24 protein-coding genes, 5 tRNA genes and 2 other RNA genes are annotated in these 25239 nt (G+C 56.4%); 19 read left to right on the top strand and 12 right to left on the bottom strand.

All coding sequences use genetic code 11. The features are described 5' to 3' along the window. The first annotated feature begins 56 nt into the window (after window positions 1-56). The 13 genes from tolA (at window position 57) to pnuC (ending at window position 7448) form a co-directional block, all read left to right on the top strand. Window positions 57-1394, top strand: coding sequence for a cell envelope integrity protein TolA (gene tolA / locus Q1L34_RS18680; RefSeq protein ID WP_044349716.1), 1338 nt, complete (start codon window positions 57-59; stop codon window positions 1392-1394). A gap of 129 nt (window positions 1395-1523) precedes the next feature. Beyond that, window positions 1524-2816, top strand: coding sequence for a Tol-Pal system beta propeller repeat protein TolB (gene tolB / locus Q1L34_RS18675; protein WP_004859698.1), 1293 nt, complete (start codon window positions 1524-1526; stop codon window positions 2814-2816). A gap of 34 nt (window positions 2817-2850) precedes the next feature. Continuing rightward, entirely contained in the window at window positions 2851-3375 is a 525-nt protein-coding gene (gene pal, locus Q1L34_RS18670) for a peptidoglycan-associated lipoprotein Pal (protein WP_004859700.1), read from the top strand. 9 nt (window positions 3376-3384) lie between these two features. Then, window positions 3385-4173, top strand: coding sequence for a cell division protein CpoB (cpoB, locus tag Q1L34_RS18665; RefSeq protein WP_004859702.1), 789 nt, complete (start codon window positions 3385-3387; stop codon window positions 4171-4173). 162 nt (window positions 4174-4335) lie between these two features. Continuing rightward, window positions 4336-4411: transfer RNA gene (locus Q1L34_RS18660), tRNA-Lys, on the top strand. 138 nt (window positions 4412-4549) lie between these two features. Continuing rightward, window positions 4550-4625 (top strand) — tRNA-Val (locus Q1L34_RS18655). Between the two features lie 3 nt (window positions 4626-4628). Continuing rightward, window positions 4629-4704 (top strand) — tRNA-Lys (locus tag Q1L34_RS18650). A 142-nt stretch (window positions 4705-4846) separates the two neighbouring features. Next, a tRNA-Lys gene (locus Q1L34_RS18645) sits at window positions 4847-4922 on the top strand. A 128-nt stretch (window positions 4923-5050) separates the two neighbouring features. Beyond that, window positions 5051-5126 (top strand) — tRNA-Lys (locus tag Q1L34_RS18640). 22 nt (window positions 5127-5148) lie between these two features. Continuing rightward, a non-coding RNA gene (locus Q1L34_RS18635) (RtT sRNA) lies at window positions 5149-5282 on the top strand. 22 nt (window positions 5283-5304) lie between these two features. Continuing rightward, window positions 5305-5438: non-coding RNA, RtT sRNA (locus Q1L34_RS18630), on the top strand. A gap of 210 nt (window positions 5439-5648) precedes the next feature. Further along, entirely contained in the window at window positions 5649-6692 is a 1044-nt protein-coding gene (gene nadA / locus Q1L34_RS18625; RefSeq protein ID WP_004859703.1) for a quinolinate synthase NadA, read from the top strand. Window positions 6693-6728: 36 nt separating this feature from the next. Then, on the top strand, window positions 6729-7448 hold the full coding sequence (gene pnuC, locus Q1L34_RS18620) for a nicotinamide riboside transporter PnuC (protein ID WP_004859705.1): 720 nt from the start codon (window positions 6729-6731) through the stop codon (window positions 7446-7448). On the opposite strand, the gene zitB is transcribed toward pnuC, so the two are convergent. Continuing rightward, the gene (zitB, locus tag Q1L34_RS18615) at window positions 7445-8383 is read right to left on the bottom strand and encodes a CDF family zinc transporter ZitB (RefSeq protein WP_004859706.1); all 939 of its coding nucleotides are present in this window, start codon (window positions 8381-8383) and stop codon (window positions 7445-7447) included. The two genes, pnuC and zitB, sit on opposite strands and share 4 nt — an antisense overlap. A gap of 408 nt (window positions 8384-8791) precedes the next feature. Between zitB and aroG the strand changes: the two genes are divergently transcribed. Then, a complete protein-coding gene (gene aroG, locus Q1L34_RS18610; RefSeq protein ID WP_004859708.1) occupies window positions 8792-9844 on the top strand; it encodes a 3-deoxy-7-phosphoheptulonate synthase AroG in 1053 nt (350 codons plus the stop codon). Window positions 9845-9939: 95 nt separating this feature from the next. On the opposite strand, the gene gpmA is transcribed toward aroG, so the two are convergent. From gpmA to modE, 7 genes are all read right to left on the bottom strand, one after another. After that, window positions 9940-10692 (bottom strand): 2,3-diphosphoglycerate-dependent phosphoglycerate mutase, encoded by a 753-nt coding sequence (gene gpmA / locus Q1L34_RS18605; protein WP_004859709.1) that lies wholly within the window; start codon window positions 10690-10692, stop codon window positions 9940-9942. A 207-nt stretch (window positions 10693-10899) separates the two neighbouring features. Next, window positions 10900-11943 (bottom strand): galactose-1-epimerase, encoded by a 1044-nt coding sequence (galM, locus tag Q1L34_RS18600; RefSeq protein ID WP_054829420.1) that lies wholly within the window; start codon window positions 11941-11943, stop codon window positions 10900-10902. Beyond that, complete coding sequence (gene galK / locus Q1L34_RS18595) at window positions 11937-13085, bottom strand: galactokinase (protein WP_137056462.1); 1149 nt, start codon at window positions 13083-13085, stop codon at window positions 11937-11939. The genes galM and galK overlap by 7 nt, the downstream gene beginning before the upstream one ends. Before the next feature lie 2 nt (window positions 13086-13087). Then, window positions 13088-14134 carry a galactose-1-phosphate uridylyltransferase gene (gene galT / locus Q1L34_RS18590; RefSeq protein ID WP_015584864.1) on the bottom strand — a complete coding sequence of 349 codons (1047 nt, stop codon included), beginning with the start codon at window positions 14132-14134 and terminating at the stop codon, window positions 13088-13090. Between the two features lie 9 nt (window positions 14135-14143). After that, a complete protein-coding gene (gene galE, locus Q1L34_RS18585) occupies window positions 14144-15160 on the bottom strand; it encodes a UDP-glucose 4-epimerase GalE (RefSeq protein WP_048024142.1) in 1017 nt (338 codons plus the stop codon). A gap of 206 nt (window positions 15161-15366) precedes the next feature. After that, window positions 15367-16842 (bottom strand): molybdate ABC transporter ATP-binding protein ModF, encoded by a 1476-nt coding sequence (modF, locus tag Q1L34_RS18580; protein WP_032717173.1) that lies wholly within the window; start codon window positions 16840-16842, stop codon window positions 15367-15369. 67 nt (window positions 16843-16909) lie between these two features. Continuing rightward, complete coding sequence (gene modE, locus Q1L34_RS18575) at window positions 16910-17698, bottom strand: molybdenum-dependent transcriptional regulator (protein WP_004859720.1); 789 nt, start codon at window positions 17696-17698, stop codon at window positions 16910-16912. 153 nt (window positions 17699-17851) lie between these two features. On the opposite strand from modE, the gene Q1L34_RS18570 reads away from it, so the two are divergent. The 4 genes from Q1L34_RS18570 to modC all read left to right on the top strand — a co-directional run bounded on the left by Q1L34_RS18570 (window position 17852) and on the right by modC (window position 20683). Further along, entirely contained in the window at window positions 17852-18001 is a 150-nt protein-coding gene (locus tag Q1L34_RS18570; protein WP_004859721.1) for an AcrZ family multidrug efflux pump-associated protein, read from the top strand. A 158-nt stretch (window positions 18002-18159) separates the two neighbouring features. Further along, the gene (gene modA / locus Q1L34_RS18565; RefSeq protein WP_004859724.1) at window positions 18160-18933 is read left to right on the top strand and encodes a molybdate ABC transporter substrate-binding protein; all 774 of its coding nucleotides are present in this window, start codon (window positions 18160-18162) and stop codon (window positions 18931-18933) included. After that, window positions 18933-19622, top strand: coding sequence for a molybdate ABC transporter permease subunit (gene modB, locus Q1L34_RS18560; RefSeq protein WP_004859726.1), 690 nt, complete (start codon window positions 18933-18935; stop codon window positions 19620-19622). The genes modA and modB overlap by 1 nt, the downstream gene beginning before the upstream one ends. A 2-nt stretch (window positions 19623-19624) precedes the next feature. Next, window positions 19625-20683 carry a molybdenum ABC transporter ATP-binding protein ModC gene (gene modC, locus Q1L34_RS18555; RefSeq protein WP_015584861.1) on the top strand — a complete coding sequence of 353 codons (1059 nt, stop codon included), beginning with the start codon at window positions 19625-19627 and terminating at the stop codon, window positions 20681-20683. Here modC and Q1L34_RS18550 read toward each other — a convergent pair whose 3' ends face one another. Beyond that, window positions 20684-21502, bottom strand: coding sequence for a pyridoxal phosphatase (locus tag Q1L34_RS18550; RefSeq protein ID WP_152308783.1), 819 nt, complete (start codon window positions 21500-21502; stop codon window positions 20684-20686). 173 nt (window positions 21503-21675) lie between these two features. On the opposite strand from Q1L34_RS18550, the gene pgl reads away from it, so the two are divergent. Beyond that, window positions 21676-22671, top strand: a complete 996-nt coding sequence (gene pgl, locus Q1L34_RS18545) for a 6-phosphogluconolactonase (protein ID WP_054829419.1) — start codon at window positions 21676-21678, stop codon at window positions 22669-22671. A 137-nt stretch (window positions 22672-22808) separates the two neighbouring features. Here pgl and Q1L34_RS18540 read toward each other — a convergent pair whose 3' ends face one another. The 3 genes from Q1L34_RS18540 to Q1L34_RS18530 are packed head-to-tail and all read right to left on the bottom strand — an operon-like array spanning window position 22809 to window position 25238. Further along, window positions 22809-23438: an NrsF family protein gene (locus Q1L34_RS18540; RefSeq protein WP_306124516.1), complete on the bottom strand. Its 630-nt coding sequence runs from the start codon at window positions 23436-23438 to the stop codon at window positions 22809-22811. Beyond that, the gene (locus Q1L34_RS18535) at window positions 23431-23982 is read right to left on the bottom strand and encodes a sigma-70 family RNA polymerase sigma factor (RefSeq protein WP_004859737.1); all 552 of its coding nucleotides are present in this window, start codon (window positions 23980-23982) and stop codon (window positions 23431-23433) included. The genes Q1L34_RS18540 and Q1L34_RS18535 overlap by 8 nt, the downstream gene beginning before the upstream one ends. A 17-nt stretch (window positions 23983-23999) precedes the next feature. Beyond that, window positions 24000-25238 (bottom strand): protein-disulfide reductase DsbD family protein, encoded by a 1239-nt coding sequence (locus Q1L34_RS18530; protein ID WP_015584860.1) that lies wholly within the window; start codon window positions 25236-25238, stop codon window positions 24000-24002. Window position 25239: the final 1 nt, after the last annotated feature.

Below are 25239 nucleotides of genomic sequence, written 5' to 3'. Positions count from 1 at the left end.
AGACTCGTGGCCGGCGAGAGTAGCGGGGACAGGCGAACAGTTTTTGGGAACCGATAGTGTCAAAGGCAACCGAACAAAACGACAAGCTTAAACGAGCGATCATAGTTTCAGTCGCGCTGCACATCATTCTGATCGCGCTGCTGATCTGGAGTTCGTTCGACGAGCATCTGGATGCCTCAGCCGGCGGCGGCGGAGGTTCTTCCATTGATGCGGTGATGGTTGATCCTGGGGCGGTGGTGAATAATTACAACCGCCAGCAGCAGCAGCAGGCCAGCTCGCGCCGTGCCGCCGAGCAGCGCGAAAAGCAGGCTCAGCAGCAGGCTGAAGAACTGCGTGAAAAGCAGGCCGCTGAACAGGAGCGTCTGAAGCAGCTTGAGCAGGATCGTCTGCAGGCGCAGGAAGCGGCTAAGCAAGCGAAGGAAGAGCAGAAGCAGGCTGAAGAAGCGGCGGCGAAAGCGGCGGCAGCGGCGAAAGCCAAAGCGGATTCTCAGGCGAAAGAAGCACAGGAAGCGGCAGCGAAAGCCGCTGCTGACGCGAAAGCGAAGGCAGACGCGCAGGCTAAAGCGGCGGAAGCTGCGGCAGCGAAAGCCGCAGCCGATGCGAAGAAACAGGCCGAAGCCGAAGCGGCGAAAGCTGCGGCGGATGCCCAGAAGAAAGCCGAAGCCGATGCGGCGAAGAAAGCGCAGCAGCAGGCTGAGAAGAAAGCCCAGCAGGAAGCCGCTAAGCAGGCCGCGGCTGAGAAAGCTGCTGCGGAAAAAGCCGCTGAGAAAGCAGCAGAAAAAGCAGCGGCGCAAAAAGCCGCCTCTGAGAAAGCGGCAGCAGAAAAGGCCGCCGCAGCAGAGAAAGCCGCCGCGGAGAAAGCGGAAAAAGCTGCCGCAGCGAAAGCCGCAGCAGCGGAAAAAGCCGCAGCCGATAAAGCCGCCAAGGCTGCTGCAGCTAAGGCCGCCGCAGCGAAAGCCGCGGCAGCGAAAAAAGCCGCGGCAGCGAAAGATGCTGATGGCGTAGACGACCTGCTCGGCGATCTGAGTTCAGGTAAGAATGCGCCTAAAGGTAGCACCAGCGGTAGCAATGGAGGCTCATCTCCTGCTAAAGGAAGTAAACCGGGGCAGGGGGGCGCGTCTCAGGCTGAGATTGCCAGTTATATTTCGCAGGTTCAGGCGGCGATTAAAGGGCATCTCTATGACTGGGACACGTACAAAGGTAAAACATGTACGTTACGCGTGAACCTGGCTCAGGACGGGACGTTATTGAGCGTGAAGTCGGAGGGAGGCGATCCTGCTTTCTGTCAGCAGATGCTGGCGGCAACCAGCCGGATGAGCAAGTTCCCGAAACCGCCTTCTCAGGCTGTGTATGAGACGTTCAAAAATGCACCACTGGACTTCAAACCGCAGTGATGTGCTTCCCGGCGCGAGCGGGGGAACACAATCCAGGGCTGACGCCGGGTTTTGGTAGTTTTGTGTATTTGAGTTTGTTAACATTCTGCTAAATTATCGTGGGCTTTCCGTCCGGATAAGGGAGATATGATGAAGCAGGCATTACGAGTAGCGTTTGGTTTTTTAATGCTGTGGGCGGCGGTGCTGCACGCAGAAGTACGTATCGAGATCACCCAGGGGGTGGACTCGGCGCGCCCGATCGGGGTTGTACCGTTCCAGTGGGCAGGGCCGGGTGCCGCGCCTGAAGATATTGGCGGTGTCGTTGCGGCTGACCTGCGTAACAGCGGTAAGTTCAACCCACTGGATCGCTCGCGTCTGCCTCAGCAACCGGGGACGGCACAAGAGGTTCAACCTGCGGCATGGTCTGCGCTGGGTATTGATGCGGTGGTTGTCGGTCAGGTGACCGGGAACCCTGACGGATCGTACAACGTGGCTTACCAGCTGGTTGATACCGGCGGTGCTCCGGGGACGATTCTGGCGCAGAACTCTTATAAGGTGACTAAACAGTACCTGCGCTATGCGGCTCACACCGCCAGCGATGCGGTATTCGAGAAGCTGACCTCTATTAAGGGCGCCTTCCGTACCCGTATTGCCTACGTTGTGCAGACTAACGGCGGCCAGTTCCCGTATGAGCTGCGCGTCTCCGACTACGATGGTTATAACCAGTTTGTTGTCCACCGTTCACCGCAGCCGCTGATGTCTCCGGCATGGTCTCCGGATGGTTCTAAACTGGCTTATGTGACCTTCGAAAGCGGCCGTTCTGCGCTGGTGGTCCAGACTCTGGCAAATGGCGCGGTGCGTCAGATAGCCTCCTTCCCGCAGCATAACGGGGCTCCGGCCTTCTCGCCGGATGGCAGCAAACTGGCATTCGCATTGTCGAAAACCGGTAGCCTGAACCTGTATGTGATGGATCTGGGTTCGGGTCAGATTCGCCAGGTGACCAATGGTCGCAGCAACAACACCGAACCAAGCTGGTTCCCGGATAGTCAGAATCTGGCCTTTACTTCCGACCAGGCCGGTCGTCCGCAGGTGTATAAAGTCAGCGTCGGCGGCGGTACTCCGCAGCGTATCTCCTGGGAAGGTTCTCAGAACCAGGATGCGGATGTCAGCAGCGACGGTAAATTTATGGTAATGGTCAGCTCGGCCAACGGTCAGCAGCACATTGCCAAACAAGATCTGGTAGCGGGTGGCGTACAAGTTCTGTCGTCAACGTTCCTGGATGAAACGCCAAGTCTGGCACCTAACGGCACTATGGTAATCTACAGCTCTTCTCAGGGGATGGGATCCGTGCTGAATCTGGTTTCTACAGATGGGCGTTTCAAAGCGCGTCTTCCGGCGACTGATGGACAGGTAAAATTCCCTGCCTGGTCTCCGTATCTGTGATAATAAATAATTGATTATTAAAGGAATCAAAGAAATGCAACTGAACAAAGTGCTGAAAGGGCTGATGATCGCTCTGCCGGTTATGGCAATCGCGGCGTGTTCTTCTAACAAGAACGCCAGCAACGACCAGAGCGGTGAAGGCATGCTGGGTGCCGGCACTGGTATGGATGCTAACGCTAACGGTGGCAACATGTCTTCCGAAGAGCAAGCTCGTCTGCAAATGCAGCAGCTGCAGCAGAACAACATCGTTTACTTCGATCTCGACAAGTACGATATCCGTTCTGACTTCGCTGCAATGCTGGATGCGCACGCTAACTTCCTGCGTAGCAACCCATCCTATAAAGTGACTGTTGAAGGTCACGCGGATGAACGCGGTACGCCGGAATACAACATCGCTCTGGGTGAGCGTCGTGCTAACGCCGTTAAGATGTATCTGCAGGGCAAAGGTGTTTCTGCTGACCAGATCTCCATCGTTTCTTACGGTAAAGAAAAACCTGCAGTACTGGGTCACGACGAAGCGGCTTACGCTAAAAACCGTCGCGCCGTACTGGTTTACTAAGAGAATTGCATGAGCAGTAACTTCAGACATCATCTGTTGAGTCTGTCGTTACTGGTTGGCATAGCGGCCCCCTGGGCCGCTTTTGCTCAGGCGCCAATCAGTAGTGTCGGCTCAGGCTCGGTCGAAGACCGGGTCACTCAACTCGAGCGTATTTCTAACGCTCACAGTCAGCTTTTAACCCAACTTCAGCAACAGCTCTCCGATAACCAGAATGATATTGACTCCCTGCGCGGCCAGATTCAGGAAAGCCAGTATCAGCTCAATCAGGTTGTCGAACGCCAGAAGCAAATTCTGTTACAGATCGACGGTCTGAGCAGCGGTGGGGCGGCGGCAGGTGCACAGCCATCGTCTTCGGCAGGCGATCAGGGGGCGGCGGCTACCGCGGCGCCAGCGGCCTCTACCGGCGCTCCTGCTTCAACCGGAGATGCAAATACGGACTACAATGCGGCTATTGCGCTGGTGAAGGATCCATCCCGCCAGGATGACGCGCTGGCAGCATTTCAGAATTTCGTCAAAAAGTACCCGGATTCAACCTATCAGCCGAACGCGAACTACTGGCTCGGTCAGTTGAATTACAATAAGGGGAAAAAAGATGATGCCGCTTACTATTTTGCTTCCGTGGTGAAGAATTACCCTAAATCCCCGAAAGCGCCTGATGCCATGTTTAAGGTCGGCGTGATTATGCAGGATAAAGGTGATACCGCGAAGGCGAAGGCTGTTTACCAACAGGTAGTCAGTAAATTCCCTGGCACCGATGGCGCGAAACAGGCTCAGAAACGTCTTAATGCCCTTGGGTGATTATGGCATGACCAGAAATCGCATTATTTCTGGTCTTGTCGCGTGAATCCTAAGCAGTCAGATGTTTTTTATCGAAATACTTGTTGCGCTGAATTCTTAAATCAGTAATATATGCCGCCGTTGCCACGGGATATCGAACAAGCCTGAAGCGACGAAAAAAGTGGGTCGTTAGCTCAGTTGGTAGAGCAGTTGACTTTTAATCAATTGGTCGCAGGTTCGAATCCTGCACGACCCACCACTAACTACCAGGGTGGAACGGTAGTAAAACGTGAAGGATAACGTTGCGTCAGCAACGGCCCACAGGGCGAGGCAAAGCCGAGTCTTCCTCCACGAACCACCGCTGACTTTAGTCAGATGTAGTATCCAGCGTAGTATCGGGTGATTAGCTCAGCTGGGAGAGCACCTCCCTTACAAGGAGGGGGTCGGCGGTTCGATCCCGTCATCACCCACCACTCGGGTCGTTAGCTCAGTTGGTAGAGCAGTTGACTTTTAATCAATTGGTCGCAGGTTCGAATCCTGCACGACCCACCAATTTAACATCGAACTCAGATGTTGAACGTGAAGGATAACGTTGCGTAGCAACGGCCCACAGGGCGAGCGAAAGCGAGTCATCCTGCACGACCCACCAGTTTAAGATTGGTGACGAGTGAAAAAATTCAGGTAGTACCCGAGCGGGTCGTTAGCTCAGTTGGTAGAGCAGTTGACTTTTAATCAATTGGTCGCAGGTTCGAATCCTGCACGACCCACCACTTTAACATTGAAGTTGATGTTAAATGTGAAGGATAAGGTTACGTAGCAACGGCCCACAAGGCCAGCGAAAGCCACTCATCCTGCACCACCCGGCATCCTGAATATTGCAAGTATTAAGTCCCGAAAGGGGTCGTTAGCTCAGTTGGTAGAGCAGTTGACTTTTAATCAATTGGTCGCAGGTTCGAATCCTGCACGACCCACCAATGTAAAAAGGCGCCCTAAAGGCGCCTTTTTGCTATGCGCAGAATTTAACGATTCGAACCTGCGGCAGGTTCGAGTCGAGCAAGGCGAGACAACGGAGCCGCTGGCGGCGACGGCCCGAAGGGCGGGCAAAGCGCGTTATCCTGCACGACCCACCAATGTAAAAAGGCGCCCTAAAGGCGCCTTTTTGCTATGCGCAGAATTTAACGATTCGAACCTGCGGCAGGTTCGAGTCGAGCAAGGCGAGACAACGGAGCCGCTGGCGGCGACGGCCCGAAGGGCGAGCAAAGCGCGTTATCCTGCACGACCCACCAATGTAAAAAGGCGCCTTTTTGCTATCTGTTGTTTTCCCTCCATAAATATTAATCCTCCCTTTTTTTGCCTTCAGACGACAATAAATTCCGCACGACATTTTCTGTACAATCCGCTATCTTGTTTAGCATATAAAACATCATGACCGCCGCTATGCCCTCTGAAGGCATATTAACGGTATTTGAGTTAAGCCAGTAAAACGAGATTGCAAGATGAGCGTAATGTTTGACCCTGAAACGGCGATTTATCCTTTCCCGCCGAAACCATTGCCATTAAGTCGCGATGAAAAACACTTTTACCGTGAAAAGATTAAACGTCTGCTGCGCGAGCGCGATGCGGTGATGGTTGCTCATTACTATACTGACCCTGAAATTCAGCAGCTGGCTGAAGAGACCGGCGGCTGTATCGCTGATTCTCTGGAAATGGCTCGTTTCGGCGCCCGCCATTCCGCCTCGACGTTGCTGGTGGCCGGAGTGCGCTTCATGGGGGAAACGGCAAAAATTCTCAGCCCGGAAAAGACCATCCTGATGCCAACGCTGAATGCCGAGTGTTCTCTGGATCTCGGCTGCCCGATTGAGGAGTTCAACGCGTTCTGCGATGCCCACCCGGATCGTACCGTCGTCGTTTATGCCAACACCTCAGCGGCGGTTAAAGCGCGTGCCGATTGGGTTGTGACTTCCAGTATTGCCGTTGAACTTATTGAACATCTCGACAGCCTCGGGGAAAAAATTCTCTGGGCGCCCGACCGTCACTTAGGGCGGTACGTGCAGCGGCAAACCGGGGCAGATGTTTTGTGCTGGCAGGGCGCCTGTATTGTCCACGATGAGTTTAAAACCCAGGCGTTAACGCGGATGAAAGCCCTCTACCCCGATGCCGCCATTCTGGTGCATCCTGAATCACCGCAGTCCATTGTGGATATGGCGGATGCGGTAGGGTCTACCAGCCAGCTGATTGCCGCGGCTAAAACGCTTCCGGCGCGCCAGCTCATTGTCGCCACCGATCGCGGGATCTTCTACAAAATGCAGCAGGCGGTACCGGAAAAAGAGCTGCTGGAAGCACCGACGGCGGGAGAAGGGGCAACCTGTCGTAGCTGCGCCCACTGTCCGTGGATGGCGATGAACGGCCTGCAAGCGATTGCAGAGGGGCTGGAAAACGGTGGCCCCGAACACGAAATTAAGGTCGATGCGCAGCTGCGCGCCGGCGCATTAGTCCCGCTGAACAGAATGCTGGATTTTGCGGCTACACTTCGGGGATAGTGGTTAATTACGCAATCAATACAGTGCGGGGAAAATATGGATTTTTTTAGTACGCAGAATATCCTGGTGCATATACCCATCGGCGCCGGCGGATACGACTTATCATGGATCGAGGCGGTCGGCACGCTTGCCGGGCTGCTGTGTATCTGGCTGGCGAGTCTGGAAAAGATCAGCAACTATGCATTTGGGCTGGTCAACGTCACCTTGTTTGCCATTATTTTCTTTCAGATTCAGCTTTATGCCAGCCTGCTGCTACAGGTCTTTTTTTTTGCCGCCAACGTTTATGGCTGGTACGCCTGGTCCCGGCAAACCAGCAGCCATGAAGCCGAACTGCGTATTCGCTGGTTGCCATTGCCGAAGGCGCTGGGCTGGCTGACGGCTTGTATTGCGGCAATTGCGCTGATGACGGTCTTCATTAATCCGGTCTTTGCCTTTCTGACGCGGATCGCGGTCACGCTTATGCAGAGCCTGGGACTGCAGGTCACGATGCCGGAACTGCAGCCGGATGCCTTCCCGTTCTGGGACTCCTGCATGATGGTGCTGTCGATCGCCGCCATGATTTTGATGACCCGTAAATATGTCGAAAACTGGCTGCTTTGGGTGATCATCAACGTCATCAGCGTGGTGATTTTTGCCCTTCAGGGCGTCTACGCGATGTCGCTGGAATATCTGCTTTTGACCTTTATTGCCCTTAACGGCAGTCGGATGTGGATGAACAGCGCGCGTGAGCGAGGTTCTCACGCGTTTTCTCGCTAATGGTGGTGATGAGGGTCGTGCCCGGCGTGCGTCATGTTGAGATGGCATTCCGGGCCGTTACAGGGCTGGTACTCCATCTGCACGGTCACATGCCCGATATTATATTTATGCTGCAAAAAGGCCTGGATGCGATTCAGCAAGGCATCGTGATCGTGCGGCGGGACAACCTGAACATGCAGCGTCATGACCGTTTTTTCACCAACCAGCCAGACGTGGACGTGATGCACATCGCGGACTTCCGCCACCGAACGGCGTAAATCCCGCTTTAACCCCTCGACATCTAATGACCGCGGCGCCCCTTCCAGCAGTTCGTTCAAACTTTCCTGCAACAGCCGCCAGGCGCTGCGCAGTACCAGACATGAGACCAGCACCGACAAAATCGGGTCAATTGGCGTCCAGCCGGTGGTGAGAATCACGAGAGCGGCAACGATCGCCCCGACCGAACCCAGCAAGTCGCCCAGTACGTGTAAGGCGGCCGCGCGGACATTAAGATTTCTTGCTTCACTGCCGCGGTGCAGGATCCAGAATGCCAGTATGTTCGCCAGAAGCCCGGCAACGGCAATCACCATCATTGTGGTGCCGGCAACGGGCTGAGGATGGTTAAAGCGTTGAATTGCTTCCCAGACAATCAGAATGGTAATCACAACCAGCGCAATGGCGTTGACGAAGGCCGCCAGCGTGGTCAGACGCAGCCAGCCGAAGGTGTGACGGGTATTGGGTGGACGGCTGGCGAAGCGGACCGCGAGTAGCGCAAATAACAGAGCGGCTGAATCGGTAAGCATGTGACCGGCATCAGCCAGCAGCGCCAGCGAGCCGGAAACGACACCGCCGATGGCTTCAACAAGCATAAAGCCGGCGGTGACGATGAAAGCCTGCAACAGGCGTTTTTCGTTACCGCGATCGGTGGTTTCTGACGGAGTGTGAGCATGGGCCATTACAGAATCCTGTCATTATTTTATCAATTAGTCTCTGACCTTATTACAGATTAACCACAATCAGGCGTCTGTTCCATCAGCCAATGTCGATAGGGCAAGGTACGGCGGCATGTGTCTGCAACAAGCCGCAAATGAGGCAACAATAGGGTGAAAGCACGGGGAGACGGAGTAATGTCGAATCATTCCCCCGTCAGTGCAATATATAATATTTACATATGATAATTTTTCAGAGTATAAAACTGATGTTAAGGCTCTTTTTTTCGCCATTGTTATGGTTTGTATTGTTTTTATCTGTTTAATCAGTGAATTACCCTTGTGACTGTAAAAGTCTGTTTACACTTTTCTGACGGCGAGTTAGATTGAAAGCATTGCACACAATTGATTAAGTATGGCAACGCTGGAAAGAAAATGAATTATCAGAACGACGATTTACGTATTAAAGAGATCAACGAATTATTACCTCCCGTTGCCCTCCTGGAAAAGTTCCCCGCGACCGAAAATGCTGCTAACACCGTGGCGCACGCTCGTAAAGCGATCCATCAGATCCTGAAAGGCAACGACGATCGTCTGCTGGTGGTGATTGGCCCGTGTTCTATCCACGATCCTGCCGCTGCGAAAGAGTATGCTGAACGCCTGCTGACGCTGCGTGAAGAGCTGAAGGGCGAGCTGGAAGTGGTGATGCGCGTTTACTTTGAAAAACCGCGTACCACCGTTGGCTGGAAAGGGTTAATCAACGATCCGCATATGGATAACAGCTTCCGCATCAACGACGGCCTGCGCATTGCGCGTAAGCTGCTGCTGGAGATTAACGACAGCGGACTGCCTGCGGCGGGTGAATTCCTCGATATGATCACCCCGCAGTACGTCGCTGACCTGATGAGCTGGGGCGCCATCGGCGCACGCACCACGGAATCCCAGGTGCATCGCGAGCTTTCATCTGGCCTCTCTTGCCCGGTAGGTTTTAAAAACGGGACCGACGGGACAATAAAAGTGGCAATTGACGCGATCAACGCCGCCGGCGCGCCGCACTGCTTCCTGTCAGTGACCAAATGGGGCCATTCGGCGATTGTGAATACCAGCGGCAACAGCGACTGTCATATCATTCTGCGCGGTGGCAAAGAGCCGAACTACAGCGCGAAGCACGTTGCTGAAGTGAAGGTTGGGCTGGCGAAAGCGGGCCTGCCGGCGCAGATCATGATTGATTTCAGCCACGCAAACTCAAGCAAGCAGTTTAAAAAACAGATGGAAGTAGGCGCCGATGTTTGCCGGCAGATTGCCAGCGGCGAGCAGGCAATTATGGGCGTGATGATTGAAAGCCATCTGGTGGAAGGTAGCCAGAGCCTGGAGAGCGGCGTGCCGCTGGCCTATGGCAAAAGCATCACCGATGCCTGCATCGGCTGGGAAGATACCGATACCATCCTGCGTCAGCTGGCGGATGCGGTAAAAGCCCGTCGCGGTTAATCCGCCGTCTGGCCCGGCAGAGCGTCGCGACGCCGGGATTCAGAGCCAATAAAAAAGCGCGGACGAATCCACGCTTTTTTTATGGCTGGCGATAATTATTTCGCTTTACCCTGGTTTGCTACCGCGGCGGCTTTTGCAGCGATTTCATCCGCATTGCCCAGATAGTAGTGTTTGATCGGTTTGAAGTTTTCATCGAACTCATAAACCAGCGGTACGCCGGTCGGGATGTTCAGTTCAAGGATTTCGTCTTCGCCCATATTGTCCAGGTACTTCACCAGCGCACGCAGGGAGTTGCCGTGAGCGGCGATAATCACGCGCTCACCGCTTTTCAGACGCGGCAGAATGGTTTCGTTCCAGTAAGGCACAACGCGCTCGATGGTCAGCGCCAGGCTTTCGGTTACCGGCAGCTCTTTATCGGTCAGTTTAGCATAACGCGGATCGTGGCCCGGGTAGCGCTCGTCGTCTTTGGTCAGCTCCGGCGGAGTAATGGCAAAGCCACGGCGCCACTGTTTAACCTGCTCATCACCGTATTTCTCAGCGGTTTCAGCTTTGTTCAGACCCTGCAATGCCCCGTAGTGACGCTCGTTCAGTTTCCAGGATTTCTCAACCGGCAGCCAGGCCTGATCCAGTTCATCCAGGACGTTCCACAGAGTATGGATGGCACGTTTCAGCACAGAGGTATAAGCAAAATCGAAGCTGAAGCCTTCGTCTTTCAGCAGTTTACCTGCCGCTTTTGCTTCACCTACGCCTTTCTCGGACAGATCGACGTCGTACCAACCGGTAAAACGGTTTTCATTGTTCCATTGGCTTTCGCCATGACGGACCAGTACCAGCTTAGTTACAGCCATACACTTACTCCTCAAGCTTTGTTTGAATGATAACAATTCTCATTATATTGCCGCAATTTGAGCCACGGCAATGCTTATCCCTAACCATAGCGAAAATAGTGGCTCAGTGTAAGATGCTTGTAAAACGGCGGTTATATTTTTGTCTGTAAGTGGCGTAATTTGCAGCAAAATGGCGAAAAAAAAGCCCTCCATCAGGAGGGCGGGGACTTATCGGGCAATAAACTGATATTCCGTCAGACTGACGTACTCCTCGCCCGGGCGCAATATGCAGTCGGGCTGGGGCCATTCCGGGTGATTGGGTGAATCCGGCAGAAATTCACTCTCCAGCGCCAGGCCTTGCCAGTCGGCGTACGGCTGTTCGGTACGCGACGGCGTACCGCCCAGGTAGTTACCAGAATAAAACTGCAGGGCAGGGGCGGAGGTATATACCGCCATCTGCAGTTGACCATCCTGAGACCAGACATGGGCCGCCGCCTTGCGGGCATCGCCTTTTGCCTGTAGCAGGAAAGCATGATCATACCCTTTGACTTTCTGCTGATCGGCATCGCGAAGAAAATCGACCGCTACGGTTTTCGGCGAGCGAAAATCGAAGCTGGTCCGGGCGACATCCTGCAAATGGCCGCCCGGAATGCCGTCGCTCTCCACCGGCAGGTAGCTGTCGGCGAAAATTTGCAGCTGGTGATTGCGGACGTCCGTCTGCCCGCCGTCGAGGTTGAAGTAGACGTGGTTGGTCAGGTTGACCGGACAGGGCCTGTCAACCGTCGCACGATACTCAATAGCGATGCGGTTATCTTCAGTAAGACGGTAGTGTGCCGTGGCTTTCAGGTTGCCGGGAAAACCCTGGTCGCCGTCATCAGAAGCGAGGGCAAACAGCGCCTGATGTTCGTCGGCGCTAACGATCTGCCAGCGACGTTTGTCAAAGCCGTCTGGCCCGCCGTGCAGCTGATGACCGGCTTCGTTAGAAGGGGTCAGTTGGATCGTCTGGCCATCGAGAGTAAACCGGCTGTTGGCGATACGGTTAGCATAGCGGCCCACGGAGGCGCCGAGATAGGCCGCCTGGCGGGTATAGTTTTCCGGCGAAGCGCAGCCGAGCAGCGCTTCGCGTACTTCGCCGTTGGCCAGCGGTACCCGGGCGGATAATAATGTTGCGCCCCAGTCCATCAGCGTGACCACCATCCCGGCATTATTCCGCAGGGTGATCAGATTCCACGGCTGCCCGTCCGGCGCCAGGTCTGTCGTTTGGTTTAGCACTGGCCGGCCCCCTGTGACGGTTTGCACACGTAGAAGGTCTCTTTGATGCCGGTTTTCGCTTCATACTGCTGCGCGACGGCTTGCTTAACGGTATCAACGCACTCTTCCGGCACCAGCGCCACGACGCAGCCGCCAAATCCGCCGCCGGTCATGCGTACGCCGCCTGTATCGCCGATGGTGGCTTTGACGATCTCCACCAGCGTGTCAATTTGCGGAACGGTAATTTCAAAATCATCGCGCATCGAGGCATGAGATTCCGCCATCAGTTCACCCATACGCTTGAGGTCGCCTTTTTCCAGCGCGGTGGCGGCTTCGAGCGTACGCGCATTTTCGGTCAGGACATGGCGGACGCGTTTCGCAACCACCGGATCCAGCTCATGGGCAACGGCATTGAACTCGGCGATTTTGACGTCGCGCAGCGCAGGCTGCTGGAAGAAACGCGCGCCGGTCTCACACTGTTCGCGACGGGTGTTGTATTCGCTACCGACCAGAGTACGTTTAAAATTACTGTTGATGATCACCACCGCGACGCCTTTCGGCATCGAGACGGCCTTGGTTCCTAATGTGCGGCAGTCAAGCAGCAGCGCGTGATCTTTCTTACCCAGCGCTGAGATAAGCTGGTCCATGATGCCGCAGTTGCAGCCGACGAACTGGTTCTCCGCTTCCTGGCCGTTGAGGGCAATTTGCGCCCCGTCCAGCGGCAGATGATACAGCTGCTGGAACACGGTTCCGACGGCCACTTCCAGCGAAGCGGAAGAGCTTAACCCCGCCCCCTGCGGCACATTACCGCTGATCACCAGATCGGCGCCGCCAAAATGGTTATTGCGCTTCTGCAGGTGTTTCACCACTCCGCGGACGTAGTTTGACCACTGTTGGGTCTCGTGGCTGACAATCGGCTTATCAAGGGAGAACTCGTCGCTCTGATTGTCATAATCGGCGGCAATCACCCGGACAATACGGTCCGTGCGCGGCGCGCAGCTGATCACCGTCTGATAATCAATCGCGCAGGGTAGCACGAAGCCGTCGTTGTAGTCGGTATGTTCGCCGATCAGATTGACGCGGCCCGGTGCCTGAATAACGTGGGTCGCAGGGTAGCCGAACTTTTCAGCAAACAGGGTTTGGGTTTTCTCTTTCAGACTCATTGTTATTCTCCGGATTCGCGAAAATGGACGTCGCTCACTGCCCGCAGGCGTTCGGCGGCTTGTTCAGCCGTCAAATCGCGCTGAGTTTCAGCCAGCATTTCGTAGCCGACCATAAATTTACGCACCGTCGCAGAGCGCAGCAGCGGCGGATAAAAGTGAGCGTGTAGCTGCCAGTGATTATTCTCTTCGTTATTAAACGGCGCCCCGTGCCAGCCCATGGAATAAGGGAATGAGCACTTGAACAGGTTGTCGTAACGGCTGGTCAGCTTTTTCAGCGCCAGCGCAAGATCGCTACGCTGGGCTGCGGTTAAATCGGTGAGGCGCTGAATGTGTGCCTTCGGCAGCAGCAGCGTCTCAAAAGGCCAGGCCGCCCAGTAAGGTACGACCGCCAGCCAATGTTCTGTTTCGACGACAGTCCGGCTGCCGTCGGCTAATTCGCGCTGAACGTAATCCACCAGCATCGGCGAACCCTGAGCGGCGAAATACTCTTTTTGCAAACGATCTTCGCGTTCCGCCTCATTTGGCAGGAAGCTGTTGGCCCAGACCTGGCCGTGCGGGTGCGGGTTGGAGCAGCCCATCGCCGCGCCTTTATTCTCAAACACCTGCACCCACGGATAGGTTTGGCCCAGCTCAGCCGTCTGTTCCTGCCACGTATTAACCACCTCTTCCAGCGCTTCAACGCTCAGCTCAGGCAGCGTTTTGCTGTGATCCGGCGAGAAGCAGATGACCCGGCTGGTGCCGCGTGCGCTTTGACAGCGCATCAGCGGATCGTCGCTATTCGGGGCATCGGGCGTGTCGGTCATCAATGCCGCAAAGTCATTGGTAAACACGTAGGTACCGGTGTAATTCGGGTTCGTGTCGCCGGTGACGCGGGTGTTACCCGGACACAGAAAACAATCCGGATCGTGCGCCGGCAAGGTTGCTTTTGCCGGCGTTTCCTGCGCCCCTTGCCAGGGGCGCCTGGCGCGATGCGGTGATACCAGAATCCACTGCCCGGTTAACGGGTTATAACGACGATGCGGATGGTCGACGGGGTTAAATACGCTCATGACGGTTCCTTAGTCTGGGTAACCCTGCGGATGACGGGACTGCCAGTTCCAGGTGTCCTGCGCCATCTCGTCAAGGTCGCGCGTAACGCGCCAGTTCAGCTCGCGGTCGGCCTTTTCGGCATCCGCCCAGTAGGCCGGGAGGTCGCCATCGCGGCGCGGCGCGAAGTGGTAATTAACAGGTTTTCCGCAGGCTTTACTGAAGGCATTGATCACGTCGAGGACGCTGCTGCCGACGCCTGCGCCGAGGTTATAAATGTGTACGCCTTCGCGGCCCGCCAGTTTTTCCATCGCCGCAACGTGGCCGTCGGCGAGGTCCATGACGTGGATATAGTCGCGTACGCCGGTACCGTCAGGGGTCGGATAATCATTGCCGAAAACGGCCAGCGATTCGCGACGACCAACGGCCACCTGCGCGATATAAGGCATCAGGTTGTTCGGGATACCCTGCGGATCTTCGCCCATGTCGCCTGACGGATGCGCGCCGACCGGGTTGAAGTAACGCAGCAGCGCAATGCTCCAGTCCGGCTGGGCTTTTTGCAGGTCGGTCAGAATTTGTTCGACCATCAGCTTGCTTTTGCCATACGGGCTCTGCGGCGTACCGGTCGGGAAGCTTTCGACATAAGGGATCTTCGGCTGATCGCCGTAGACGGTCGCGGAGGAGCTAAAAATAAAGTTCTTCACGCCAGCGGCGCGCATGGCGGAAACTAATTTAAGTGTACCGGTGACGTTATTGTCGTAGTATTCCAGCGGCTTCGCGACGGATTCGCCGACGGCTTTCAGGCCGGCAAAGTGGATCACTGCTTCAATAGCGTGATCGTGCAGAATTTCCGTCATCAGCGCTTCATTACGAATATCGCCTTCGACAAAGGTGGCTGTTTTCCCGCCGAGACGTTCAATGACCGGCAATACGCTGCGCTTACTGTTGCAGAGATTGTCGAGAATAATCACTTCATGTCCCTGCAGCAGCAGTTGAACGCAGGTATGACTTCCAATGTAACCGCTACCACCTGTAACCAGTACTTTCATGATTCGCTCCAATAGGCTTATCGTGTGTGATGAAGATAGCATATCAAAGAAGTGGAAAGTGTGACACAGGCCAAATTGGTGGAATCGCTTACACTAAAAGACACAATGCGATATTTTTACTTTTTAGTGTTTAAAAACAGCATGTTGATTGTTTTTCTGGTTATTTCTCTGAAAAAAAACAGGGGGGCATGGCCCCCTGTTTTGGCTCAGTCCGTGAGTGGACCGACCTGATAAGTGTAACCGTCTCCACTGCGCACAAACTCCAGACGATGGGTAATGCAGTCCGGCGCATCTTCGGCGTGATGGGAGACAAACAGCAGCTGAGTGGCACCTTCGCTAATCAAAACATCCACGAAGCGCCGTACCAGCTGACGGTTAAGCGGATCCAGTCCCTGCAGGGGCTCGTCAAGAATCAACAGCGTCGGATGCTTCACCAGCGCCCGGACGATCAGCGCCAGCCGTTGTTGTCCCCAGGAGAGACTGTGGAACGGCGCATCGGCGGTACGTTTGTCGATTCCCAGTATATCCAGCCAGTTCTGCACCAGCTTGCGCTGCTTATCAGAAACGGCCTGATAAATACCGATAGAGTCGAAATAACCCGACAGGATCACGTTGCGAACCGTGGTACTGACGCGGTACTCAAGATGCAGACTGCTGCTGACGTAGCCAATATGCTTTTTGATGTCCCAGATGGTTTCACCGCTGCCGCGGCGGCGGCCAAAGAGGGTCAGGTCGTTGCTGTAGCCCTGCGGATGGTCGCCGGTCACCAGACTGAGCAGGGTCGATTTCCCGGCGCCGTTGGGACCGACGATCTGCCAGTGCTCACCGGGGTTAACCGTCCAGCTCAGGCGCTCGATGATCGGCCGGTCGTTGTATGACACCACGCCATCCCGCAGGACGATGCGCGGGGCCCCGGCGTCGAGAGCATGGCGGGCGGCGGGGGCGTCTGGTTCCGGTAAGCTCATGCCAGCCAGTTTTTCACTGTGCGCCAGCTGGGCAATCAGCGCCTGTTGCAGCAGCGCCTGCTTTTCGCCGGTTTCGCTCAGGGTGCAATCGGCCAGCACGCCGGCAAACTGGACAAACGACGGGATTTCGTCGAAGCGGTTGAGTACCAGGACCAGCGTGAGCCCTTCGAGGTGCAACCGCGCCAGCAGCCCGGCAAGCTGCTGGCGGGAAGCCACGTCCAGGCCGTCAAACGGCTCATCGAGAATCAACAGGTCCGGCTGCGTCATCAGCGCCTGACAGAGCAGCGTTTTACGCGTTTCTCCGGTGGAAAGGTATTTAAAGCGGCGCTGGAGCAAAGAAGTAATGCCAAACAATTCCGCCAGACGCGCGCAGCGGGCGGCGTCTTTGGACTCTTCCTGAATAATCTCTTCCGTCGTGCGGCCGGTGTCCTCTTCGCCTGGGCTGAGTAGGTCCGTATTGTTGCGTTGCCATTCATCGCTGACCAGCTTCTGCAGCTGTTCGAAGGAGAGGCGGGTTACCCGGGAAAAGCGGTTTTCATACTGGCCGGACAGCAGGGTGAGCTCACCGGACAGCGCGCGAGCCAGCGCCGACTTCCCGCTGCCGTTGCTGCCGACGAAGGCCCAGCTCTCGCCAGCGCCAACGGTGAGGTGCTCGATTTTTAACGTTTTTGTGTCGCTCAGGCGAAACGTGCCTTGCGAAATTTGCAATGATGACATTGTGTATCCCACTTTTTGCAGCGATTTGCCACAGGGATACGACGTCACGCGCGCAATGTCAATGCCGTCAGCATAACGTGGCGAGAATGATTCGATCGGCATTAAAATATGCTATCGCCTCAGCACCTTCTGCCAGTTTTCGGGTCTGTTCCAGCGGTAGGGTGGCGCACAAACTCTGGCCATCAGGCAGCGCCATCAGCACTTCACACTGTTCCGGGCCGTATTCGATATGGCTGATCCGCCCGGCGAGTTGGTTATCGGCCTCTTTGGCAACCGCCGGATCCTGAGTCATCCCCACCCAGGGAGCCTTCAGTAGCACCAGCACTTCCTGACCCTCATCCAGGCCAAGGCGCTCTGCGCTCTGCGCGGTGATAGCGACTTTTAAGCGGGTCTGACGATCGGCAAGAAGCACGTCGACATGCTGCTGTACCTGCTGGTGGTCGCGACCGGTGATGGTACCAAACCACTGGTTACGCGCGCTGGTCTGCAGCGAGAAGCGCGAAATAGCGGCCAGCAGGCTGTCGAGAGGCAAGGCATCGTCGTCGCTCAACACATCGAAAGCTTTTTGCTGAATTTGCGCCAGCAGATCGTACAGCTGGATCAGCCGCTGTCCGTAGCGGGTCAGCACAGCGCCGCCGCCGCCTTTACCGCCGGTAGCCCTGTCCACCAGCGTCTGTTCGCTGAGCTGGTTCATCTCATTGATGGCGTCCCATGCGCTTTTATAGCTAATGCCCGCGTTTTTCGCGCCCTGGCTAATCGAACCGGTGGAATCGATCTGTTTTAACAGGGCGATACGACGCGGATCGGCAAACAGGCGCTGCTGTAGCTTGAGGGTCAGAAGAATTTCAGCCTGCATAATGATATCCTGGCAAAAAAGAGTATTGTGACCGATAGCGGGCATCTTGCAAGATGCATCTGTCGCCGTTATCGGCCAGCCACCGCACAAATGGGGCGTGTTTTTCCAGCTGAAGCGGTTACAATAAAGCATTCGTACTTTCTGGAGCCAACCATGTTAGAGCTATTGAAAAGTCTGGTTTTTGCCGTTGTCATGGTCCCGGTGGTGATGGCCATCATCCTCGGTCTGATTTACGGTCTGGGCGAAGTGTTTAACATCTTCTCCGGCGCAGGTCACAAAGATCGCGGCCAGCAGAACAACTGATTTCCCGGCGCCCGGTTTTCCGGGCGTTTTCATTTCCTCGTTCTTTTCTTTTTTTCACCCTCTTTTGATCCTCCTCTGGCTACCACCAATTCGCGCTGGGAAAACCCTGATCTTATCGTTATATTGTCATATACATAACGCAACTACAGGAGTTTCAGATGGCACGTCAATGGTTACGCTTGTTTGCCGGAGCGACGCTAACACTTTCCGTCGCAGGGCACGCGCTGGCAGAAGAAGGGAAAATTACGGTGTTTGCCGCGGCATCGTTAACGAATGCAATGCAGGATATTGCGAAGGCCTATAAGAAAGAGAAAAACGTCGATGTGGTCTCCTCGTTTGCCTCTTCATCCACGCTGGCTCGGCAAATCGAAGCCGGCGCGCCTGCGGATCTGTTTATCTCTGCCGACCAGAAATGGATGGATTACGCGGTCGAGAAAAAAGCGATTGATACCGCCTCGCGCGCAACGCTGCTTGGCAACAGCCTGGTCGTTGTCGCGCCTGAAGCCAGCGCGCAGGGCGACATAGTGATTAACAACAAAACCGACTGGACCAGCCTGCTGAAAGGCGGCCGTCTGGCCGTTGGCGACCCGGAGCACGTGCCGGCAGGTATCTACGCCAAAGAAGCGCTGCAAAAACTGGGTGCCTGGGAGACGCTGGCGCCGAAACTGGCACCGGCTGAAGACGTGCGCGGAGCGCTGGCGCTGGTTGAGCGTAACGAAGCCCCGCTGGGTATCGTCTACGGTTCCGATGCGGTGGCGAGCAAAGGTGTGAAAGTGGTCGGGACGTTCCCGGAAGATTCGCACAAGAAAGTTGAATACCCGCTGGCTATCGTCGACGGGCATAAAAATGCCACCGTCACCGGATTTTACGACTACCTGAAAGGACCGCAGGCGGCCGCCATCTTCAAACAATACGGATTTACCACCCGCTAATGATTTTAAGCGATCCCGAATGGCAGGCGGTACTGCTGAGCCTGAAAGTCTCATCCCTGGCGGTGGTGTTAAGCTTACCTTTTGGGATTTTTATCTCATGGCTGCTGGTGCGGCGCAATTTCCCCGGAAAGGCGCTGCTCGACAGTATTATCCACCTGCCGCTGGTGCTGCCGCCGGTGGTAGTGGGGTACCTGCTGTTGATTGCCATGGGTCGGCGCGGTTTTATCGGCAGCTGGCTATATGACTGGTTCGGTTTGACCTTTGCCTTCAGCTGGCGCGGGGCGGTGCTGGCGGCGGCGGTCATGTCATTTCCGCTGATGGTGCGGGCCATTCGTCTGGCGCTGGAAGGGGTGGACGTGAAGCTGGAACAGGCGGCGCGAACTCTGGGGGCGGGCCGTTGGCGGGTGTTTTTTACGATAACGCTGCCGCTGACGCTGCCGGGCATTATCGTCGGTACCGTTCTGGCCTTCGCCCGTTCGCTAGGGGAGTTTGGCGCCACTATTACCTTTGTCTCCAATATCCCGGGAGAAACGCGCACTATTCCTTCGGCGATGTATACCCTGATTCAAACCCCCGGCGGCGAAGGGGCCGCCGCGCGCTTATGTTTGATTTCCATCGTGCTGGCGCTGGTTTCGCTGCTGGTTTCTGAATGGCTGGCGCGGCTCAGCCGCGTGCGGACGGGGAAATAACCATGCTTGAACTCCATTTTACCCAGACGCTGGGCAGCCACTGCCTGAGTATCGATGAAACGCTGCCTGCCAGCGGTATCACCGCCGTTTTTGGCGTCTCCGGCGCAGGCAAAACCTCCCTGATTAATGCCATCAGCGGCCTGACCCGGCCGCAGAAAGGGCGAATTGTGCTCAACGGCAGGGTTTTAAATGACACGGAAAAACGCATCTGCCTGGCCCCGGAAAAGCGGCGTGTTGGCTATGTGTTTCAGGATGCACGCCTGTTTCCGCACTATAAGGTGCGCGGCAATCTGAAGTACGGCATGGCGAAAAGTATGGCCGGTCAGTTTGATAAACTGGTGGCGCTGCTCGGTATCGAACCGCTGCTTGATCGCCTGCCGGGGGGGCTGTCCGGCGGAGAAAAGCAGCGTGTGGCGATTGGCAGAGCGCTTCTCACCGCACCTGAGCTGTTGCTGCTTGATGAGCCGCTGGCTTCGCTGGATATCCCTCGTAAACGTGAGCTTCTGCCGTACCTGCAGCGGCTGGCGCGGGAAATACATATCCCGATGCTCTACGTCAGCCACTCGCTTGATGAGATTCAACATCTGGCGGATAAGGTGCTGGTGCTGGAGGAGGGGAGCGTCAAAGCCTTTGGCGATCTGGAGGAGGTATGGAGCAGCAGCGTGATGCATCCGTGGCTGCCGCCGGATCAGCAGAGCACAATACTGAACGTGTCCGTTGCCGCACAGCATCCCCGTTATGCCATGACCGCGCTGGCGCTGGGCGAGCAGCAGATCTGGGTGAACTATCTCGATCGGCCAATCGGCGAGGCGACGCGAATTCGCATTCAGGCCTCCGACGTCTCGCTGGTGCTCGAACAGCCGCAGCAGACCAGCATTCGCAATATTTTGCCGGCGCGGGTCGTGCAGTGTCTTGAAACACACGGACAGATCGAAGTGCAGCTGAACGTCAGCGGCCGTCCGCTGTGGGCGCGCATCAGCCCGTGGGCCAGAGATGACCTGGGGGTCACGCCAGGTCAATGGCTGTATGCGCAGATTAAAAGCGTATCGATTGCCGCCTGATTACAGCAGGTTGCGGTTGATGAAGTCGGCAATACTGTTGCTTTCGTTTTCGCCAATGACCACGTTGGCGCGCGCTTTGACTTCCTCAACCGCATTGCCCATCGCTACGCCGGTTCCGGCGGCTTCCAGCATGCTGAGGTCATTATAGTTATCGCCAAAGGCCACCACGTCCTGCATGGACAGGCCCTGTGCTTCCACCCACTGCGTCAGGCGCTTGCCTTTGCTGTTGCCCGCGCGGGCGATATCGACCTGATCGTGCCACGACCATTCGCACTCCAGACCCAGCGTCTGACCCACATCAAGGGCGAACTGCTCCAGCTTAGGTATATCTTCATCGGTGAGGGCAAACTTCCACACCGACTCGACGTCGCGGGCGGCCTGCGCCAGCGAAGCGACCTGGGTGAACACCGGACGCTGCTCGACGGGCAGCGACTGTGCCCAGCGGCTAGTACGGATAACGTGCCCGGTCGGACGTTCATAGAGCATTGCGTCGTCGACATACATCAGGCCGTGAATATCGTGCGCGGCGAGCATATCGGTCAGGCTCAACGCTTTATCAACCGGCATCGGATCGGACTGCAGAACCTTTTTTGCCTGATAATCATACAAATAAGTGCCATTACAACAAATTGCAGGTGTATCCAGAGCCAGTGCCTGATAAAAAGGATGGATAGCGACGTGATGTCGGCCAGTGACGACGATCACCTGGAACCCTGCCGCTCTGGCGCGGGCCAGGGCTTCCAGCGAGGCGGGCAGGATAGTTTTGTTGGAGGTGAGCAGGGTGCCGTCTAAATCCAGTGCAATCACGCGTGATGTCATGTGTTGTTTCCGGTTAATGATGAAAAAATTGCCTGGCATGATGGTACACCGCTATGCCTGCGGGGCAAATTTTTCAGCATCTACCGTTAAAAGAGTCTATACATTGCATCAGCTCAGCAGCTTGATGAATGAAATGTATACGTTTTCCCTGTGCAGTGAGGAAAGGAGCAGTCATGAAACAAACCGTTTATACCGCCAGCCCGGAAAGCCAGCAGATTCATGTCTGGAGTCTCGATCTTGAGGGTAACCTGAAGCTTGTTCAGGTTGTGGATGCCCCGGGTCAGGTTCAGCCGATGGTGGTGAGCCCGAATAAAGAGTATCTCTACGTTGGCGTACGTCCGGAGTTTCGCGTCCTGGCTTACCGCATTGCGCCCGATAACGGCGCGCTGACTTTCGCCGGCGAAGCGGCGCTGCCGGGCAGCCCGACGCATATTTCGACCGATCATCAGGGCCGTTTTGTCTTCAGCGCGTCCTATAACGCCGGCTGCGTGAGCGTTACTCCGCTGATCGATGGTCTGCCGGGTGAAACGGTGGCCGTTGTGGAAGGGCTGGAAGGGTGTCACTCGGCCAATATTTCGCCCGACAACCGCACCCTGTGGGTCCCGGCGCTGAAACAGGATCGTATTTGCCTGTTTACCCTCAGCGATGATGGCTTCCTCGCGGCGCAAGAACCGGCGGAAGTGACCACCGTTGAAGGGGCTGGCCCGCGTCACATGGTGTTCCATCCGAATCAGCAATACGGCTACTGCGTGAATGAACTGAACAGCTCCGTTGACGTCTGGGAGCTGAAAGATCCGCATGGCGAAATTGAGTGCGTCCAGACGCTGGATATGATGCCCGCCGGTTTTACCGACGTACGCTGGGCGGCGGATATTCATCTGACGCCGGATGGCCGTCATCTGTACGCCTGTGACCGTACCGCCAGCATCATCACCATTTTCAGCGTATCCGAAGATGGCAGCGTGCTGTCCATTGAAGGGTATCAGCCGACGGAGGCGCAGCCGCGCGGTTTCAATCTCGATCACAGCGGTAAATATCTGATCGCTGCGGGGCAGAAATCACACCATATTGCGGTCTATGAGATCGTCGGTGAGCAGGGGCTGCTGACAGAGAAAGGGCGCTATGCCGTCGGTCAGGGGCCAATGTGGGTGGTCGTTAACGCTTACTAAGTTGCTGAGATAAAAAACCTCGCCGCGGCGAGGTTTTTTATCGGTTAGCGTAGTCTGAAGCGCCGGCAAACAAAGTGCCATCAACCTGATGGATGACCAGACCCGATAGCGCAGCGATGAGCGGTAGAGAACGCCCGCTAATCCAGCGCCACCCAGCGCCTGCCAACCAACACCGTCAGCGCCACGATTGTGACTATCGCCGCCAGATGCATGACAAAATCCATCGGGTGCAGATGCACCGGATGGCAAAACGCCAGCAGGCTGACCGCCACGCTGGCAATGCCCAGTCCCGCCATTGCCAGGCTGCGCACCGGATGCAGCGTTCGGGTGCGGCGCAGACTGGCGATCATCAGCGCCATCATTGGCGTGCTGACCACCAGCAAAAAGGTAAAGCAGGGCGTGCTGTCGCTCTCCGCCACCCGCAGCGCCGGATAGGGAATGCTGCTGATACTCAACCCCAGCCACATCAGCCCAATCGGCAGCAGGGCTTTCCAGCTGAGCGAACGCCGGCCGGCAATGCTCATCGTGAAGGCGCTGCGAATCGCCAGCGCGCCGAGCACAAAAGCCAGCAGCAGCTGCACCACCGCCAGAGGGGCGCCGGGCTGTGACCAGTCGGTCGGACTGCGTTGCACAAGGAAACTGGCGGCAACCGCGCACGGCAGCGCCGCTGCCAGCCAGGTCAGAACCCGCCTGCCGGTCGACGGCAGGCGTTTCACCGGCCGCATGTCGCGCCCCAGTTTGTCAATTAACAGGTCATGATTAGTCATGATGAGCTCCAAAACGGCGCAGGTTTTTCAGCGCCCGATGCAGCAGCGATTTCACTGCGGCGACACTCAGATTATTATGTGCAGCGGCTTCCGTCAGGCTCATTTCGCGCAGATGGACATGCTCCACAATGGCTCGTTGGCGGGAGGGGAGCTGGCGCAAATAGCCCGCCAGCTCCTCCCGACTATCCCGCTTTTGCGGATCTGCTGACGTTGCCGGTTCCGGCAGCGTCTCTTCGGGGATCTCCCACTGCTGATAGCGGCCGCGACGGCGCAGCGCATCAACGGCCCGCGCCGAAATAATCGCCATCAGCCAGGGCAAAAAAGGGTAGCTCGGATCGTAGGTATGGCGTACCCGATGCACCGTCAGCAGCACATCCTGAATCACATCTTCGACTAACGCGTCGTCGGCGATTCGCTTACGTATCTGCGAACGAATGACCGGAACCAGCGCTTTTAACAGCCGGGTGTAGGCGAGCTGATCGCCCGCCTGCGCCTGCTCCATTAGCGCGGGCCAGCTTTCACGCGCGCTGTCGTTTATTTCCATAATCCGCCTTGTTGCGTTTATGCTTTTTTGCCGGTTGCCTGGTTCAGGGCGTTCACGACGATGCCCGGAGTCAGGAGCTGCGGCAGTACTTTCGGCGGCCCGCCATCGGCAGGATAGACCACGTACAGCGGCAGACCGCCCTGACCAAATTGATTCAGCGCATCATCGACGTCCGGATTAAATTTAGTCGAGTCTGCCACCATATACAGCGTCCCGGTTTTTGCCAGCGCCTCTTTTACGGCCTGGGTTGAAAGCGATGTCTTTTCGTTAACCTGGCAGGTGATACACCAGGAGGCGGTGAAGTTAACAAAGATCGCTTTGCCGTGGCCGCGCTGCGCCTCGACAGCCTGCGGCGTCCATTTTTCCGCAGCGGTTTCGGCGGTCGCGACAGTCTGTGCGCCGGGCGACACGGAATCAGCCTGAATCAGACCGACCAGCGGGGCAATAACCGCGACGGCGAGCAGGCCGGTGACGGCGAACAGGCGCTTATGCCCTTTGCCCTGAAAGCGGCGCTGCTGGGCGATACCATAGAGCCAGGCAGCAAAGCTCAGCACCACGGAGGCCGCCAGTAGCGTCGCCAGCGCGCTGCTACCGGCCTGCTGCGCCAGCACCCAAACCAGCCAGGCGTAAGCGCCGAACATCGGAAAGGCCAGCGCACGTTTAAGAATATCCATCCACCCGCCAGGACGGGGGAGGAGAGAAGCCAGCGCCGGAAACAGTGAGACGAGGGTGAACGGAGCGGAAAAGCCGAGCGCGAGGGCAAAAAACACGACCAGCGCGGTGGCCGGCGGCTGCACCAGCGCATAGCCAATCGCACTGGCCATAAACGGCGCCGCGCACGGGGTTGCAACGACGATTGCCAGCGCGCCGGTCATCGCCGAGCGTAAAAAGGCGCCGCGGCCAATATCCAGAGCGCCGACACGCTGCGCCGATAGCCCGACCTCGAACACCCCCAGCAGGTTCAGCGCAGCGGCGAGGATCACCAGCGAAAGCAGGGCAATCACCAGCGGCGATTGCAGCTGGAACCCCCAGCCGACAGCGACGCCGCCGGCGCGTGCAGCCAGCAGAACACCGGCCAACAGCATCATGGTGACCATCACACCAAGTAAAAAAGCCAGCCCTTCGCGACGAGCGCCCACGGCGTTATCCGCATGGCGCAGAAGCCCGAGCGCTTTCAGGGAGATGACCGGAAAAACGCAGGGCATAAAGTTGAGTATGATGCCGCCAATAAAGGCGGCCAGCATGGCGGTGAGCATC

The organism is Klebsiella ornithinolytica, from assembly GCF_030505655.1.
In the GTDB taxonomy this organism is placed as follows: Bacteria; Pseudomonadota; Gammaproteobacteria; order Enterobacterales; family Enterobacteriaceae; genus Klebsiella; species Klebsiella ornithinolytica.
Note: the sequence above shows the minus strand (reverse complement) of the source record. Positions and strands in the feature narration are given on the sequence as shown.